We start from the raw sequence: 17,292 nt of genomic DNA on the forward strand, positions 1-17,292 counted from the left end.
GGGGCATGCGGTATGATGTTGTTTGATAATGCGTTGACAGCAGCAGGTTTATCTATACGATATTAAGAAAGTATCGCGGCATTTTAGCTACAACGTGCCCGATTATTTTACGGGAACGATTGCGTACCAGCTATTTTACAGCTTGTTGCCAGCCCTGGTAATATCGCGCCATATTTTCGCTGTACGTACCTTTCGCGATAGTTTCCTTTTGCGTGTTGAGGGTTTTAATAGCGGCCAGGTCTTTAAATATACCTGCCTTTAAACCGGCCAGCAAAGCGGCGCCTAAGGCCGACACGTCAGGCATTTGGCTGCGGACAAGCTTGTTATCCAGCAAATCGGCCAGGAAATCCAAAACAAAACGGTTAGCACTAAGGCCACCGTGTACCATCAATTCGTTCAGGGTGATGCCGGTATCGGCCTGCATGGCATCAATCACATCTTTTATTTGGTAAGCGATAGATTCCAGCCCGGCACGCACCACGTGATTTTTATTGCAATCGAAGGTTAAGCCACTGATACCCGCCTTGCGGCTCATATCCCAATGCGGCGCACCCAAGCCGCTGAATGCAGGAACGAGATAAACACCATTGTTATCGGCAACAGCATTGGCCATAGCTTCAGCTTGCGATACATTATCGATGATGCCCAACTCATTCTTCAGCCATTCGATGGTCGATCCGGCGGATACGATAACACCTTCCAACGCGTAGTTGACCTGTTGAGCGGTGCTCCAGCACAACGTAGTTACCATGCCATTGCCCGATGCTACCGGTTTGTTGCCGATGTTCATAATAATAGAGCAGCCCGTGCCCAATGTAGCCTTAGCAGTGCCAGGCGTAACGCAACCTTCGCCAAAAGCCGCCGCGTGCGAATCGCCGATCATGCTCATTACCGGTATGGTATCGGGCAGCAACCCGCCGAAATCGGTATCCCCATATTTTGCAGATGATGGCAGTATTTCCGGCAGTTTCAGGTTTTCAAGACCAAACCGGCCTAACAATTCCTTATCCCATTGTAAAGTTTCTAAATTAAAGAACAGCGTACGCGAGGCATTAGTATGGTCGGTCAGATACTTTTTGCCCTTGGTGAGTTTATACAACAACCAGGTATCGATAGTGCCAAAATGGGCCTGTCCTTCGCCAACGGTAGCGGCTACCAAAGGGATATGCTGATGCAGCCACATGAGTTTAGTACCCGAAAAATAAGGATCGATGATGAGACCGGTTTTGGCGCGGATCTCAGGTTCCAATCCTTGTGCCAGTAACTCTTTACAGATATCAACCGAGCGTTTGCACTGCCAAACCACAGCGTTATACAGTGGTTGACCGAACTCGTTCCAAACCACAAAGGTTTCGCGCTGGTTAGAGATGCCACAGGTTTTAATATCGGTAACATCGCCGCCCTGCACGGTAAATTCGGCAAGGCAATTTTTTACGGCTGCCAGCACGTTGGTATAGATACCCTCGGCATCCTGCTCTACAAAGCCACCTTCGCTGTACATGGTGTGCAGCGGTTCGGTAGCTTTGGCCAGCGCATGGCCTTTATCGTTAAAAATAATGGCTTTGGTGCCGCTGGTGCCCTGGTCAATAGCCAGTATATAGTTGTTATCCATAGAAAGCTTAATCGTTTTTGGCATTGGCCTTATCAATAATTACAGCCAGTAAGATCACCGCGCCCTTTACCACCTGCTGCCAAAACGGCGATACATTTAGCAACACCAAACCATTGTTCAATACCCCGATGATGATGGCGCCAAGCACGGTACCCATTATCGTACCACGTCCGCCGGATAAGGATGTACCGCCAATAACCACCGCAGCGATGGAATCCAGTTCGTAACTCATCCCCGCGTTAGGCTGCGCCGAATCTAACCGTGAGGTAACCATAATACCGCCCACAGCAGCCAGCAGGCCAGCAATGCCATATACCATCAGTTTCACTTTATTAATATTGATACCCGAAAGGCGCGAAGCCTGCTCGTTACCGCCAATGGCATAAATGTATCGGCCTAAAGCTGTTTTTTGGGTGATGATGACCGCGGCAATAACCACCAGTCCCGAGATCCAGACTGGCAACGGCACGCCCAGGAACCACCCCGTACCGATATAGGCAAAACGGTCGCCAAGATCAGAGATCGGGAAGCCTTTGGTCCAAAGCATGGTGAAGCCGCGGGCAACGGTAAGCATGGCCAGCGTAGCCACAAAGGGTGGCACCTTAAATTTGGTAATTGCCCAGCCGTTGAATAAGCCCAGCAATACCCCGGTGATCAAGCCCGCCACTACAGCACCAAGAATAGTAAAGCCGATAAACAGATCGTTTGATGGCAATTCTATGCCATACTTCAGTAACCCGGCGGTAACAGCCCCGCAAAAGGCCAGCACCGAACCTACCGATAAATCGATACCAGCGGTGAGTACCACCAAAGTCATGCCTACCGATATGCAGATGTTTACCGAGATCTGCCGCATTACATTCCAGGTATTATCTACCGTTAGGAATTTATCCGACATTAGGCTAATGCCAATGCAAAGCAATATCAGCGCTATCAGCGACTGGAATTTTACCAATTGGGGTTTGTAGCTTGCTAAGGTTGCGTCCATAGTGTTTTACAGGTTATCCGCTATAGCGGCTTTAAGGATATTGTCTTCAGTTGCGTTTGCGCCGTCAAATTCGGCAGTGATACGGCCATCGGCCATTACCAGTATGCGGTCGGATACGGCCAGGATCTCGGGCAGCTCGGATGACACCATGATGATGCCCAGCCCCTCTGCCGCCAATGATGATATCAGCTTGTAGATCTCGTTCTTGGCGTTGATATCAATGCCGCGGGTTGGTTCGTCCAGCATCAATACCTTAGGCTGGGTAGCCAGGCATTTGGCTATCACTATCTTTTGCTGGTTGCCGCCGCTCAGGTTTTTGGCTGTTTGTTTAGCCGAGGGCGTTTTTATCTTCAGTGCGGATATGTACTTATCGGCCAGTTGCTGCTCTGCTTTCAGACTTATCGTACCAGTCGGGTGTAGGATCTTATCATAAATACTCAGTGCGATATTGGTTTTTACGTCCATCCCTAATACCAGTCCGTCTTTCTTGCGGTCTTCCGGTACCAGGGCCAGGCCGGCATTGATGGCATCGGCAACCGAATTGAACTTAACCGCGTTGCCATCTAAGGTAATTTGCCCGCTTAGCTGACCACCGCAGGTACCCAATAAGGCCTCGGTCAGCTCCGTTCTGCCGGCTCCCATCAGACCGAAAACGCCCAGTATCTCGCCTTTTTTTAATTCGAAGCTGATATTTTTCAGCGCTTTTTTGCCCGAATTTCCCGAAATGTTCAAAGTAAGATCGTACACTTTTAACACCACCGGCTTATCGGCCGAAGTATTATTGCTTCGCATGATCTCAATATCGCGGCCCACCATTTTACGGATCAGTTCATCATGACCGATACCCTGCATGGCCCCGCTTTCTATCGTGTGCCCATCGCGCAGCACAGTGTAGTTATCGGCTATTTTAAACAGTTCGTTCAGCTTGTGCGAGATATAGGCAATGGCTTTGCCCTCCTTCTTCAAGCCGGCGATGATGCCGAACAATACCTCCACCTCGCTCTCGCTGATGGCCGATGTAGGCTCATCCATAATGATCACTTCGGCATCGTATAGCAGGGCCTTGGCTATCTCTACCACCTGCTGCTGGCCAACCTTCAGATCGGCTACCAGTTTATCCGGCGCTATATTTAGCTTCAGTTTCTTTAATAATTCTTCGGCGCGCGACCGCATAGCTGTCTTATCCAAAAATCCCCAGCTGTTCCGGATCTCGCGGCCTAAAAACAGGTTTTCGGTAATGCTGAGGTAAGGGATCAGGTTCAGTTCCTGGTGGATGATGGCAATGCCGGCCTCCTGTGCCTCGCGCGGGTTATTGAAGCGGATGGGCTGGCCCTTGAAGATCAGTTGCCCCTCGTAATCGGCATATACGCCCGATAGGATCTTCATCAGGGTAGATTTCCCCGCGCCGTTCTCGCCGATGATGGCCGTTACCTTGCCGGCTTCCAGTTGCAGGTTCACATCGCTGAGCGCCGTAACGCCGGTGAACTTTTTGGTGATATGTTGGGCCGCCAGCACTTTATTTAACGTTTAGTGTAACGGGTATCACCTCAATATTATTCAGGTTGATGTGCTCCTGGTTCAATTCAAAAGCACCGGCAAAACTGATATTATCGCCCTTTTTTACCTTGCTTTTAAACGGTGGCAACACCTCAGTACGCACCAGTTTATTTACCTCGGCCGATACATTGTTCAGGTCCATCCCGTTGCCAAAATCGTTAACACCGATAATGCCGGGCGCATCGCGCAGGGCGTTGCCAAAAACATATTCGGTAGCTATTTTAAGCGGTAGTTTGCCCGGCGTGATGATGTACACATTGCTTTCATCAATATTGGTAATTACGCCCTGGCCCTGCACTAAAAAAAAGCGGGTATTGCCAATAGCCAGCGCGTGGGCATAAGCTTTAAAGGCCTTAACCGGGTTGTTTTTTAATTGCGAGATCAGCGTATCGGCATTAGGCGCTACGGCAGCAGCCGGGATCAATTGCTTATCCAGGTAAGTGCGGGCATAAGTTGCCGGGTCGAACTTTTTAGCCGCCGCGGCCTTCACCTCGCTCAGTTTTTTAAAGTAAACCGAATGGTAGGCGATGAACCCCAATATACAAAAAAATACGCAGTATTTGATGATCTTCTTCGTCATATTCTATTTTTTATTTTAGTGCACTTGGCGGCTATTTAACCACAAAGGGCACTAAGAAAATGCTAACTGATTAACACAAAGGGCACAAAGTTTTTCTTCCTCAATTATCCGTACACAAAGGCTTTGTGGTCTTTGTGTTTCCTCCTCTTTGTGCCCTTTGTGGTTAAATCGCCACAAAGCCAAAAACAACTAATTCTTTTTACCGAAGGCGATATAATCGTTAATATTATCGCCCGTCACCATCTCTACGCCCACCTGTATCTTCTTCGGGAAATCGCGCTTGCCTTTAAAATAGGCATCGGCATAGTTGGCCGCCGTTTGCGCCATCACTTTAGGGAACTGCATAGCCGTAGCCGTAATTTTGCCCTCCTTAATGCCCTCAATCGCATCACCCGCACCGTCAAAACCTATCACTTTTACATTAGCGGCCTTTCCTGCCGCGGCCAGCGCCTGGTAGGCGCCCATGGCCATGGCATCGTTACCACAAAAAACGGCGTTGATATCCGGGTGGGCCTGTAGTATCGATTCCATCACTTCCATACCCTTGTTACGGTCGAAATCGGCACTTTGCTGGGCCACCATTTGCAGGCCGGGATAATAATCAACTACGCTATGGAAACCCTTAGACCGTGCCCAGGTATTATTATCGGCCACAATCCCCAAAATCTCTACATATTTACCTTTGGCGTGCGTGCTCTTCACAAAGAACTTACCCAAATCAACACAGCCCGAATAACTATCTGACAGGATCTGCGATGTAGCCGCATCCGGCGAATCCACCTCGCGGTCCATACAAAACACCGGCACGCCTGCCTTTTTCGCCTTCATCACATTAGCTACCGAACCTTTGGCATCGGTAGGGTTGAACAGGATAGCCCCATAGCCCGATGAAATGGCATTCTCGAAGTTATCGCTCTCGGTAGCCGTGTTATTCTGCGAGTCGAAGATCTTCGATTCGTAGCCTAAAGCTTTAGCCTGCGCGGCCGCCGTTTGCGCCAAAAACACAAACCAGGGGTTATTAAGGGTTGATACCACAATGGCCATCTTTTTCTGGTGATTGTCGGTATGCCTTTCGCATCCCGCAAAAACCACAACCACCAGCAATAGCAGTGCTTTTATGTATTTCATTTATAATTGGTTTATAATTCTCAATCTATTCAAATGGCTTCAGTTTATAACCGAAGTCTATGGATATCAGCAAGTCTGTGACTTGCGGTTGTATATTAATAAAGTCGCAGACTTTATTTTATCCGCAGGCTTCAGTTACAAACTGAAGCCAGTGTGTGGGGCGTAATGACCAATGGCCATTATGGCGTTGCCTGCGGCCCGGGCTATCCGTTCCAAGTCCTCGCTTTTCCCTTGCACAATTCCAGCACACGCTGTGGGCTTTCCACTGCTATCCCTAACGCGGGTTAGCGGCTCTGTTACCGCCCTTACTCACCCCGACGTTGCTTCGCCGTCGCCCCTCTCTTCGCTTCGCGGGCAGCCGGCAGGAGCAGTGTTGGTAATATAGCGAGGGGTTTCAAACCCCTCGCTATAGTTATCTGTCCCCTCTTTTGCCAAAGGCAAGAGAGGGTGGTCGAGCGAAGCAACGACCGGGTGAGTCCTCGCGACGTGGTCTTTCGTCCTTACCCGTCTTGAGCAGAGCGACTGCGTTAAATCATGTCATGCTGAACCTGCTTCAGCATCCCACGCGCAAATCTCGCCGTGGTAGCTCTTCTGATGGGGTGACGAAACAAGTTCCGCATGACAAGGTATTAACTCACCAACACCCCATTCACCACTTCGGCAATCCCATCTGCCGAAATACCGTAGTGGTTCAATATCTCCACCTGCGATCCGGTAACCGTATACTCATCAGGTATCCCCATCATTTTAAATGGTTTGTTGTAGCCGTTTTGCAACAGCAACGACGCGCAGGCTTCACCCAAACCGCCGTTTACCATATGTTCTTCAACAGTGATAATGGCCTGTGTTTTTTCGGCCAACTCAAGCACCAGTTGCGCGTCGAGTGGTTTTATGGTGTGCATACTTACTACGGTAGCACGTATGCCGCTTTCCTTTGCCAGTTTTTCGGCCGCTTGTAAGGCGGGGTATACTGTTTCTCCGTTGGCTATAATGGCAACATCGGGGCCTTGTTTCACTACGCGGCCTTTGCCAAATTCAAAACCAATGCCTTCATCTTCGGTAAGCAGCGGCATAGGCTTTTTTCCAAAGCGCAGGTAAAGCGGCTTTTGGTGTTTAACCGCCAGCTTTACCGCCTCGCGGGTCTCGAAATTATCGGCCGGGGCCACAATCGTAATATTGTTAATGGCCCGCAGTACTGCATAATCGTGCAGACTGTGGTGCGTGGTACCCAAAGCGCCATAACTTACCCCGGCGCTAATGCCGATCAAGCGCACGGGGTTATCAGAATAAGCCACGTCGTTCTTGATCTGTTCTAATGCCCTTGCCGTTAAAAAACAGGCCGGCGATACCGCGAATGCCTTTTTACCTGCCGATGCCAACCCGGCGGCAACACCTACCAGGTTCTGCTCGGCTATGCCTATCTCTACAATTTGCTTAGGCAAGGTTTGCCCGAAGGTGACCAATTTGCCCGACCCCCGAGAATCGCTGGTGACGGCTACGATATCCCTGTCGGCCTTAGCCAGTTCCAGTAAAGTAGCCGAAAATACATCCTGGTTAGGCTGGTTGTTCGGGTCGGTATTTGTTATAGGTGCTCCCATTTAATTTTATTCTTTATTAATAAGTTCCCTCCTTTGGGAGGGGTGCGGTTGGATGTGTGGTGGCAGGGAGGGGTTTCGCCATTCCTGTCTCGTTTACTCACCCCGACGTTGCTTCGCTCGTCGGCCCTCTCTTCGCTGCGCGGGGCAGCGGACAGGAGCAATCGGCTCTTCATCCCCTCTTTTGCCAAAGGCAAGAGAGGGTGGTCAAACGTAGCGTAGACCGGGTGAGTACTCGTTACGCGCCCAACTCCGCCAGCGCCGCCTCATACTGCGCTGCATCAGGCACGCCATGGTGCCATTTCACGCTGTTCTCCATAAAGCTTACGCCCTTGCCTTTTATGGTGTGCGCTATCACCAAACTCGGCTTGTCCGGTTCAAAGGGCATAGCGGCAAAAACATCCATCAGCGCCTGCACATCGTGGCCATCAACCTCGCGCACAGCCCAGCCAAAGGTCTCAAACTTGCCGTCTATCGGGTCGGTGTTGCATACCTCGGCGTTGGTGCCGGTTATTTGCAGTTTGTTGTTATCTATTATGGCGCACAGGTTATCCAGCTTATAATGGGCGGCGGTCAATGCTGCTTCCCAATTGCTGCCCTCGGGCAGTTCGCCATCGCCCAAAAGGGTATAAACTTTAAAGTCTTTATCATCCATTTTTGCGGCAAGGGCAGTACCCACCGCTATCGGCAAGCCATGACCCAACGCCCCGGTATTCTGTTCAACGCCGTGTACTTTTTTTGTAGGATGACCGATATAATGCGATTGATATTTGCACAAGGTTTCCAGGTCGCTTTCGGGGAAGAAACCCTTATCGGCCAGCGTAACAAACAAGGCTTCCACACAGTGGCCTTTGCTTTGGATATAACGGTCACGATCTGGCGAGGTGAAGTTCCTGGGCGATACGTTCATCACCCCGTTGTACAGTACGTTCAGGATATCGATACAAGACAGACTGCCGCCCGTATGCCCGGCTTTGGCGCCCACAATGTATTTCAGTATATTTTTTCGGTACGTTACCGATTTTGCCTTCAGTTCCGCTGCGGTCATGCTATTTTAATTATGCTGGTAAACCTCCCAGCCCATGTAATTGCCTAAAGCTTCTTTCAAAATACCGGCAGTTTTGCTGGCGTTCATTACCACGTGGTGCTCAAAACCGTTGCGGCAAACGTATTGCATCAGTCCCTGCAGATCAGGTATTTCTGCCACAGCGCGGTTACCGAAAGTGTTCAGTGCGTCATCGGTAAGCATGCCCTCGCCAACGTAAACTTTAATAATGCCCTTAGGGTCGTCGGTACTGATGCGGCCATAGGTAAGCGGTGATGCCGGCGTGCGGCCATCCAGCGCGCCGTAGGTATTCTCCACGCCAACCGTAGTGCCCAAGATAGGCGCGTTGCTGATCTCGATATCCGGCAGGAATGATTTGGCCCAGTTGCCACAATGGAACAGTACACATTTGTTCTCATCGTCGGCATAATTATTATTCCAGTCTACCAGTGCGCTTGGCGAACCCGATGCCAGTTGCATGGCGTACATGCTTAGCGTACCGGTAACATCCACCTCGCAGGCGCTGGGCAGCATGTTCTCGCTCATGATGCTCATGCTGGTGCACACGTTGCAGCCATAGTTCTTCTGCAGCGATGTCCAGCATTGTATGGCGGTGGCATCTAACTGATGTTCTTCTACGTACTGGTTAAGCACCACATCCAGCTTGGCAATTTGTATCATGGCCTCATCCGGCGTACCGCCAATAGGGGCGTAGTTCAATATTTTTTCCAAATGCTCCTTTACCTCGGGATGATCTTTGGTAAGGTGGTTGGCCCGGCCTAAGATCTCCGACAAGTCTACGGTGGTTACCGAGATGCCATTGCGCTGCAGGATCTTCTCGCTGTAGCGCACGGTGTTGAATGCACCCGGGCGAGCGCCCACAGCGCCTATGCGCACCCGCTTCATCCCCTTTACTACACGGCAAACGGCCACAAAATCCATTAATTCCTTACTAAATTCAGGCTGGTTAGGGTGAATTACATGTTGGCTGGTGAGCGTATATTTAATGCCGAATTGGTATAAGTTATTGCAAACCGAGATCTTCCCGCACCAGGCATCGCGACGGCGGGCTACGTCAAGTTTCGAAAGGTCATCGGGATAAGCTTGTATCAGCACCGGCACATCCAGTCCCGACAGTTTGATGGTCTCAGCTACACCAATTTCATCGCCGAAGTTTGGCAGGATCACCAGTATCCCGCTGATCTCGTCGCGGTGCCTGCCAAATAGCTCGGCGCAACGCTTCGCGTCTCTAAAGCCCTCTACGCCGCCCAACTTCGATTCGTCTTCGCCCAATAGAATAGCATTGAGGTTAAGTTTGTTAAACAGTGCCAGGATATCTGCCCGTGCTTCGGACACCAAACGGTCGGGGAAGAAATCGCGGTTGCCAATAATTACGCCTAAGGTGGCTTTAGTACTCATATAAACGTGTTATAATATTCTTTTTATAATTGGGTAAAATCTGCAAGAGAAACAGATGATATTTCAAAGCTATTGCATAAATGTATGTATTTGTGATAATGAATTATCAGGATATTGTAGGATTTTATCCTGATGGGAGAATCGATGTAGAGACACGATACTTCGTGTCTCTGTTACGCATATAAGAAATTGCAGTGGTGAGACACGAGGTATCGTGTCTCTATGGGGTTATGGTGTTTTTTCATCCTGCACCCGTCGCTTGCGCCAGTAGTTAGCCAAAATACTTCCCGAAATATTCATCCACGGGCTAAATACCGCCGCCGCCAAACCAACCGTAGCCAATTTGCCCATAGTGCCGGCCAGTCCCGATGCCATGCCGCCATTCTGCAAACCAACTTCAAAGGCAATCGTCCGTGCCGAGTTTTTGTCCAGCCCGAAAATACGGCTCAGCCAGTAACCGAAAAAGTACCCAGCCCCGTTATGAATAACAGATGCCAGGAATAACAGCAAGCCCACATTAAGCAGATTATCCCTGCCCGCGGCCGTAGTAACCGTAGTAAAATAAACAATGCCGAACATGGACAGGTAGGGGATATATTCATCAACCTTTGACGCTTTCAGGTACAGCAGATGATAAGCCGCGCCAACCACAAACGCCCCGGTAAGGAAGTTAAATACCGTTGCCGACTGCAGGGCGGCATCAGGCAGGTGAGCGGCCTGGATATCCCACAAAAACAAAGCCTGGCAAACCAACCAAACAATGCAACATACAGCAATTACAACAGTGTTTTTTTTGCCTTTCGGCGATGCATGCTTCAAAAAATCGTGCACAAAAGCGGCACCGATAGGTACAATGACAATTTTGATGATCTCCATCATCATATTCACAAATTTCACCTCGATAAGTGTACCCGCCAACAAACGCATCAGCAATGGGGTAAGGAAAGGCGCTGCCAGGGTGGCCATGGCCGTAACCGTTACCGATAGCACCAAATTAGCGCGCGAAAGATACACCATTACGTTAGATGCCAGCCCGCTGCTACACGAACCGATGAGGATAATGCCCGCCGCAATTTCCGGCTCGAAGTGGAATATTTTGGTCAGCAGCAAACCCATCAGCGGCATTACCGAAAAGTGACAGGCCAAGCCGATCAGCACACCTTTCCCCGTACTGGCCAATCCCGAAAAATCGCGGATACTCATCTGGATCCCCATCCCAAACATTACCATTTGCACAATCACCAGGATGAGCCATTTGTTGCGCAGATCAACCGGTCCCCATTTGATAAAGGCATGCGGATAGATCATGGCCACAACCACGGCTACGATGATCCAGGCGGTGTACTGGTAGTTATGCAGGAAAACCACGCTGCCCGCGCCAATGGCAAACAAAATGGCCGTTGTTACCGCCGCCGGCTGCCAAACCACCGGGCTGTTACCTATAATACCGGCCAGCAGGCAAATAAATGCCATTATGCTAACACCCAGGCATATTTTTCGGAATAGTTTCATGTTTTATTCTTCTAAAATCTTCCCACCGTTATGCGTATCTTAAAGGCCTCACCTAAATCCTCTCCAAAGGAGAGGACTTAAAAAGCTTGTAGAACCCTCTCCTCTGGAGAGGGTAGGGTGAGGCTTAGAGAGCGCTTCGTACCTCGCAATGACGGTATGGTGGTGTTAATTATTAATAACCCCCGCTATATACTTAATCGCATTCGGCGGACTGGCTACTATCGGCACGCGCTTGTCCTCGTCGCTCAATATATCCACCACCCGGGCCATGCTGGCCTGTGCCAACAGGATCACATCTACCTGCTTGCCTAATTCGCGCAGGGCATCACCGACGATCTGATCGTGTGTGGCGGCATCGCCGCTCATCAGGGCTTCAAAAGCGCCATCGCAAAGTTTGGCGGTTAACTCAATATATTTACCTGCTGCTTCCGCGCTGCGTTTCACCAAATCGCTGGTAGGTTCAAGCGTGGTGGAAAGCGTAGCGATCACGCCGATACGCATACCCGTCTGCACTGCCAGATCGGCCATCGGCTGATCTACACGCAGCACTGGCACACTCGCTTTTGTCGCCGCTGCTTCAATAGCCGCGCCGATGGATGAGCAGGTAACGAGCACGTAATTGGCCCCCGAATCGATAGCCGAATCTACATAATCGGCCACACGTTTATAAATGACCGGTGTAACTTCACCGCGCTCGCGGATATTGCGCACCAGGCTATCATCAACAATGTTAAAAGTGTTCACGCCCGGCAAGTACTCCTTGCACAATTGCTGAAATACCGGTATCAGCGTTGCCGAGGTATGGATCAATCCCAATGTTTTTGGTTTCATATGTTGTATTTCCTTCTTAGTAATTATCAGTTCCCTCCCTTGGGAGGGGTGTTTTGGCTTGTGCGGTGGCAGGGAGGGGTTTCTACGCCCGGTCTCTTTTTATCCTTATCACAATGGCGTTGCCTCCGGCCCGGGCTTTCCGCTCATACTGCACGGGCCTTAGCCACCAGGCCGGTATCCGCTGCAATCCCTAACGCGTGGTTGCTGCTCTGCTACCGGCTTCGACTCACCCCGACGTAGCTTCGCTCGTCGACCCTCTCTTCGCTACGCGGAAAGAGGGCAGGAGTTGTGCTGGCAAATCATCCCCTCTTTTGCCGTAGGCAAGAGAGGGTGGTCCAGCGAAGCGCGGACCGGGTGAGTCCTCGCCACTCAGCCGTTCAAAACCCTCAAAAAATAATCCTCGGCACCAACCTGCCCGCCTTTAAAATTCACTTCAATGCCATCAACGGCACTACCTGGCGCGCTGGCCCGGCATAGTGGTGCCCCCGGCGATACCGGCGCAATCATCTCTACCGATTCGATACCCAGGGCACGCGCCACAAAGCTTGATGTATCGCCGCCGGCAATTATCAGCCTTTGCAGTTTAATATTTTTAGCAACAGCAAGCGCTATCCAGCCCAGCACCTGCCCATACAGGTGCGCGGTTTTTTCAAGAATGTCTTGCCGGGTCATCCCCGTTTTTGATAGGGCCTGGTAGGTAGCTTCAACGCGGCTATCATCAGTACCCAGGCTGGTATGTACAATAACCGGTTTACCCGCTGTTATGTGCAAGGTCGCTTCATCGGCACAGGCTTCAACCATGTCTAAAACATCTTCGTGTGAGGCCATCTTTTCGGCCATGCTAACGGTATCTAATGCAATGGCCGCAAAGCCATGCTCAAGCGCGTACCTGATCTGTCCGGCCGTAACCGGCGAACAACTGCCCGATACCACCAGCATACTTTCTGCCTTTCCCAAGGGCTGCCAATCGGTTTTGTTTTGGGTGATACCTTGTTGCTGCCACAGTTGGCCCAATGCCATCTCGATACCCGATGAACCGATAGAGAACAACGGACGCGAACGGTCGGCATACTGATCTATCAGCTGACCGATAGGCAGCAGGTGCTTATCTTCCAGCGCGTCGAACAGGATAATGTCGTCGCCATTATCTATTAGTTGTTCCAGTTTATTCTCGGCGGCCGTCTCATCGCCGCTGATGGTGTTTATATCTATCAGCCCAATCTGCTGCTGGGTTTGTTTACCCAGGTGCAGGCGCAGGTCGGCTTCATCCATAGGGGTAGATGGGTGCTTGCTCATGGATGGGTGCCTGTCGAGCCGGTAAATGCTGCCCTGGCTGCCAATGCCCATGCGGGCATACAGGTTGCCGAAAAGGCAATATCTGCCCAAAACGGGTGCTGCCACCAGTAATGGGATGAACGGCGCTCGAAAAATACCCGCCCCCACATCGGCCGCGCAACCTATGCTGCCAATATTAGGCGACGAATCGAACGTGGAGCATACTTTGTAATGCACATGCGGCGCGCCCAGTTTCTTCAGGGCGTTAAAGGCATGTACCAATTCATGCTGCATCGTGGCGGGTGGCATGGCCCGGGTCATCCCGGCTACGCCTATAGCTTGCAGGCCTTTGTACCTGGCCAGTTGCGCTACTGTAGGCGCTTCAATAAAAAGCACGGTTTTTACCCCCGCGCGACTTAAAAACTCCAGCGCATCGGTGCTGCCGGTGAAATCGTCGCCGTAGTAGGCCAGTAAAAGGTTGTGCTTTGCCATTGGTTTATTTATTGCCAAATTTTTCAACCGAGTGACCAAATTCAGGGTATTGCTGCGCGGTTTGTGCTAAGCTTAAGCCTTTCACCGCGCCTTCCCATGCCTGTTGCAGGGCAATAACGCCACCAGTCGGCCCATCCGGATGGGCCATAATGCCGCCACCGGCCATATACAGCAGATCGGTAGTTTGGGTACGCCGCCAGGTCTCGAAAGCCTGCCCGCCCCACTGGCCTGACGATACCACCGGGATAGGGTTTTGCTGATTGAACAAAGGTTTCAGACAAGCTTCTATCGACCGTACCACCGAATCGTCCGACTCCCAGAATTTATTGGCAATGCCGTTCACGTGCAACTGATCTACGCCGGCCAACCGCCATATCTTTTGATAAGCAGGGAACTCGATACCCAGCAGCGGGTGGCGATTCAGCATGCCCCAACCGTTGCGGTGCCCGTGGATGACCAGTTCGCCCTGGTCGCATATTTTTTTAGTACCGCTTAGTCCAACACTGTTGATACTCACCATAGCGCAGGTGGCGCCGGCTTTCACCAGGTATTCGTAGCGGCGCAGCATATTGTCCACCTCATCGCTCAGGTTAAAGGCATACATTACCTTCTTACCTGTTTTATGGGCGTGATCATTAATCACCCGCATAATGGCATCAACCCTGTCCTCGAATTTAGAGTTAGCTGCCGCTGATTGCAACTCGTCATCCTTTACAAAATCTATCCCGGCTTCGGCCAGTGTTTTTACCAAAGCAGCTGTTTCTGCAGGCGATAACCCTATACTTGGTTTAATAATGGTACCGATCATCGGCCTGCCCTCAACCCCGGCGCTTTTTTTAGATCCGGCAATGCCGAAGCGTGGCCCGATGAAATTATCGGCATACGATGACGGCAGTTCGATATCCATCAGCTTCAGGCCGGTAAACTGTGTGATCTCGTACAGGTTACCCTGCAGGGTAGATACCATCACCGGCAGGTTATAGCCAAAATTCTCTATCGACCATGATACCTCGATATTGGCCCTGTGATACATTGCCCCCGGTTTAGCTGTAGCACCGGGGATAGCTGGTTCACTAACCGATTCCATCGGCGTGATCTTTTCTACCCTTGCGGCAAAGCGCTGCTTCAACTCCTCTGTCTCACCCGGAACGGCCACAAAGGTACCCGACGATTGTTCGCCCGCCAGCACAGCCGCCGCCTTTTCCAACTCGTAGGGGGTTTCTATATAATATTTTGCAATAATGCGTTCCATCACGATAAATGTTTTTTGATCTTGTAGCCGCTTGCGCCGTAGTACAATACTACTAAAAAGCAGATGAGTGGGATAATGTAGCCGGGCTGGATCTTGTCGTGGCTCATATCTACCACCATACCCATTACGTAAGGCAGGATCGCGCCGCCAACAATCGACATGATCATCCACGACGATGCCGGTTTGGTATCTTCGCCCAAACCATCTATACCCAACCCAAATATGGTAGGGAACATAATCGACATAAAAAAGCCGATACCCCACAGGCAATATACCACATAAACGCCCTTCCCCAGTATGGCAACAAGGCAAAGTATGGCAGCCAATACTGAATAGATAGCTAATAATTTAGGCGCTTTAATAAACTGTAAAAGGGCTGTGCCTAAAAAGCGACCGCCCACAAAAAAGCCACCGTAAACGGCCAGGTAGTAACCCGCGGTCTTTTCATCAAAACCACCGCCCTGTATGGCCATTTTAATAAAGAAACTGGTGACACAAACCTGCGCGCCTACATAAAAAAACTGCGCGATAACCCCCCATTTTAAATGCTTATGTCGCAGCGTGCCAAAAAAGCTACCGCCGGTGGTCTCTTCTTTCGATACATTTTTGATCTCGGGCAGTTTGGTTATCCAGAATAAAAACGCCACCAACACCAGCACGCCCGCTAATACACCATAAGGTACTTTTACCGATGCGGCCTCGTGCAACAGGTAGGCCGAGCGCTCTGCTGATGGCATCTTAGCCAAATCTGTGGCCGATAGGTCTTTGCCCGATAGGATGAATATGGTACCTACCAGCGGCCCCACCATTGCCGCCACGCCATTAAAGGCAGCTGCTAAATTCAATCGGGTTGTAGCTTTAGCCGGGTCGCCCAATACGGCAGAGTAAGGATTGGCTGCCGTCTCCAATATGGCAATGCCGCAACCAATAATGAACAGCGATCCCAAAAATGCGAGATAGCTTACCGCATTGGCCGCGGGGATAAAGAAAAGCGCACCAATGGCGGCCAGCGTAAGCCCGGTGATGATACTTTTTTTGTACCCCCATTTTTTAAGCAGCATACCTGCCGGGATGGCCATCAGGAAGTAGGCCAGGAAAATGGCCGTATCTACCAGTGTCGACTGCGCGTTATTAAGTTGACAGGCTTTTTTTAAATGGGGGATCAGTATGCCATCCAAATTATGCACCATGCCCCATAAAAAGAACAGGCAGCAGATCAGAATGAAAGGCACCAACAAGGTTTTGCCCTTTAGTGCCTGTTCGTCAATAACGGCGCTGTCGGCCGCGTTGCTAATGTTTGCCATATTGTTTTAGGTTGTTTTCTTTTTTGCCAGTAATAAATGATCGCACACTACCACCACTTCGCCGTGCTGGTTAATAATTTCTACATGCTCGGTCACCGTACCGTATTCGGGGTTTTTGGCCTCGGTCTTTTCCGATATCGTAATTTCTGAGTGAATGGTATCGCCAATAAACACCGGTTTTACAAAGCGCAGCTTATCATAACCCTTGCTAAACGCTTCGGGGTTAATTTCCGATGCCGTCAGCCCGATACCTATGCTGAAGATCATAGTGCCGTGGGCAATACGCTGTTTAAAGGGCTGCGTTTTGCACCACTCGGCATCCATATGGTGCGGGAAGAAATCGCCGGTATGGCCGGCATGTACCACAAAGTCGGTTTCGGTAATAGTGCGCCCAAAGGTTACGCGCTTATCGCCCAGGGTGTAATCCTCAAAAAATATCGATCTGAATTGCATGTTATATTATTTATTGTAGAGCCACATATTTGTGGCTCTTGTGTTTTTATCTGTAGAGACACGATACTTCGTGTCTCTTTACTGTGTTTTTTCTGTTAATGGGAGACACGAAGTATCGTGTCTCTACGGTTTTTATGGGCGTTGCCTGCGGCCCGGGCTATCCGTTCCAAGTCCTCGCTTGCTTCCCCGCATTCCCTCCGCACGCTGCGGGCTTTCCACTACTATCCCTAACGCGGGTTTGCGGCCCTG

14 protein-coding genes are annotated in these 17,292 nt (G+C 50.5%); all 14 read right to left on the minus strand.

Annotated features, from left to right (window positions below; genetic code table 11):
* Positions 1-130: 130 nt before the first annotated feature.
* The 14 genes from HQ865_RS03560 to HQ865_RS03625 all read right to left on the minus strand — a co-directional run bounded on the left by HQ865_RS03560 (position 131) and on the right by HQ865_RS03625 (position 17,043).
* Positions 131-1,636 (minus strand): FGGY family carbohydrate kinase, encoded by a 1,506-nt coding sequence (locus HQ865_RS03560; RefSeq protein WP_237073739.1) that lies wholly within the window; start codon positions 1,634-1,636, stop codon positions 131-133.
* Entirely contained in the window at positions 1,620-2,600 is a 981-nt protein-coding gene (locus HQ865_RS03565; protein ID WP_173413567.1) for an ABC transporter permease, read from the minus strand. Before HQ865_RS03565 ends, HQ865_RS03560 begins: the two co-directional genes overlap by 17 nt.
* A gap of 6 nt (positions 2,601-2,606) precedes the next feature.
* Positions 2,607-4,115 (minus strand): sugar ABC transporter ATP-binding protein, encoded by a 1,509-nt coding sequence (locus HQ865_RS03570; protein WP_173413568.1) that lies wholly within the window; start codon positions 4,113-4,115, stop codon positions 2,607-2,609.
* 1 nt (position 4,116) lies between these two features.
* Positions 4,117-4,737, minus strand: coding sequence for a DUF2291 domain-containing protein (locus tag HQ865_RS03575; RefSeq protein ID WP_173413569.1), 621 nt, complete (start codon positions 4,735-4,737; stop codon positions 4,117-4,119).
* A gap of 189 nt (positions 4,738-4,926) precedes the next feature.
* Positions 4,927-5,865 carry a D-ribose ABC transporter substrate-binding protein gene (locus HQ865_RS03580; RefSeq protein WP_173413570.1) on the minus strand — a complete coding sequence of 313 codons (939 nt, stop codon included), beginning with the start codon at positions 5,863-5,865 and terminating at the stop codon, positions 4,927-4,929.
* A 629-nt stretch (positions 5,866-6,494) separates the two neighbouring features.
* A complete protein-coding gene (locus tag HQ865_RS03585) occupies positions 6,495-7,463 on the minus strand; it encodes a transketolase family protein (protein ID WP_173413571.1) in 969 nt (322 codons plus the stop codon).
* 235 nt (positions 7,464-7,698) lie between these two features.
* Positions 7,699-8,508 carry a transketolase gene (locus HQ865_RS03590; protein ID WP_173413572.1) on the minus strand — a complete coding sequence of 270 codons (810 nt, stop codon included), beginning with the start codon at positions 8,506-8,508 and terminating at the stop codon, positions 7,699-7,701.
* A 6-nt stretch (positions 8,509-8,514) separates the two neighbouring features.
* On the minus strand, positions 8,515-9,924 hold the full coding sequence (locus HQ865_RS03595; protein ID WP_173413573.1) for an L-fucose/L-arabinose isomerase family protein: 1,410 nt from the start codon (positions 9,922-9,924) through the stop codon (positions 8,515-8,517).
* Between the two features lie 228 nt (positions 9,925-10,152).
* Positions 10,153-11,436: a bile acid:sodium symporter family protein gene (locus tag HQ865_RS03600; RefSeq protein WP_173413574.1), complete on the minus strand. Its 1,284-nt coding sequence runs from the start codon at positions 11,434-11,436 to the stop codon at positions 10,153-10,155.
* A gap of 165 nt (positions 11,437-11,601) precedes the next feature.
* Positions 11,602-12,267 (minus strand): aspartate/glutamate racemase family protein, encoded by a 666-nt coding sequence (locus HQ865_RS03605; protein WP_173413575.1) that lies wholly within the window; start codon positions 12,265-12,267, stop codon positions 11,602-11,604.
* Positions 12,268-12,636: 369 nt separating this feature from the next.
* A complete protein-coding gene (locus tag HQ865_RS03610) occupies positions 12,637-14,034 on the minus strand; it encodes a four-carbon acid sugar kinase family protein (protein WP_173413576.1) in 1,398 nt (465 codons plus the stop codon).
* 4 nt (positions 14,035-14,038) lie between these two features.
* Entirely contained in the window at positions 14,039-15,286 is a 1,248-nt protein-coding gene (locus HQ865_RS03615) for a ribulose-bisphosphate carboxylase large subunit family protein (protein WP_173413577.1), read from the minus strand.
* A complete protein-coding gene (fucP, locus tag HQ865_RS03620; RefSeq protein WP_173413578.1) occupies positions 15,286-16,590 on the minus strand; it encodes an L-fucose:H+ symporter permease in 1,305 nt (434 codons plus the stop codon). The genes HQ865_RS03615 and fucP overlap by 1 nt, the downstream gene beginning before the upstream one ends.
* A gap of 6 nt (positions 16,591-16,596) precedes the next feature.
* Positions 16,597-17,043, minus strand: coding sequence for a MaoC family dehydratase (locus tag HQ865_RS03625; RefSeq protein WP_173413579.1), 447 nt, complete (start codon positions 17,041-17,043; stop codon positions 16,597-16,599).
* Positions 17,044-17,292: the final 249 nt, after the last annotated feature.

The sequence above is a fragment of the Mucilaginibacter mali genome, from assembly GCF_013283875.1.
GTDB classification, from domain to species: Bacteria; Bacteroidota; Bacteroidia; order Sphingobacteriales; family Sphingobacteriaceae; genus Mucilaginibacter; species Mucilaginibacter mali.

Bases quoted from the DNA above. Each gene is read 5' to 3' on its own strand.
- HQ865_RS03625 (WP_173413579.1), bottom strand. From the start codon at position 17,043: ATGCAATTCAGATCGATATTTTTTGAGGATTACACCCTGGGCGATAAG.
- HQ865_RS03565 (WP_173413567.1), bottom strand. From the start codon at position 2,600: ATGGACGCAACCTTAGCAAGCTACAAACCCCAATTGGTAAAATTCCAG.
- HQ865_RS03580 (WP_173413570.1), bottom strand. From the start codon at position 5,865: ATGAAATACATAAAAGCACTGCTATTGCTGGTGGTTGTGGTTTTTGCG.
- HQ865_RS03590 (WP_173413572.1), bottom strand. From the start codon at position 8,508: ATGACCGCAGCGGAACTGAAGGCAAAATCGGTAACGTACCGAAAAAAT.
- HQ865_RS03595 (WP_173413573.1), bottom strand. From the start codon at position 9,924: ATGAGTACTAAAGCCACCTTAGGCGTAATTATTGGCAACCGCGATTTC.
- HQ865_RS03615 (WP_173413577.1), bottom strand. From the start codon at position 15,286: ATGGAACGCATTATTGCAAAATATTATATAGAAACCCCCTACGAGTTG.
- HQ865_RS03585 (WP_173413571.1), bottom strand. From the start codon at position 7,463: ATGGGAGCACCTATAACAAATACCGACCCGAACAACCAGCCTAACCAG.
- HQ865_RS03610 (WP_173413576.1), bottom strand. From the start codon at position 14,034: ATGGCAAAGCACAACCTTTTACTGGCCTACTACGGCGACGATTTCACC.
- HQ865_RS03575 (WP_173413569.1), bottom strand. From the start codon at position 4,737: ATGACGAAGAAGATCATCAAATACTGCGTATTTTTTTGTATATTGGGG.
- HQ865_RS03605 (WP_173413575.1), bottom strand. From the start codon at position 12,267: ATGAAACCAAAAACATTGGGATTGATCCATACCTCGGCAACGCTGATA.
- HQ865_RS03600 (WP_173413574.1), bottom strand. From the start codon at position 11,436: ATGAAACTATTCCGAAAAATATGCCTGGGTGTTAGCATAATGGCATTT.
- HQ865_RS03560 (WP_237073739.1), bottom strand. From the start codon at position 1,636: ATGCCAAAAACGATTAAGCTTTCTATGGATAACAACTATATACTGGCT.
- fucP (WP_173413578.1), bottom strand. From the start codon at position 16,590: ATGGCAAACATTAGCAACGCGGCCGACAGCGCCGTTATTGACGAACAG.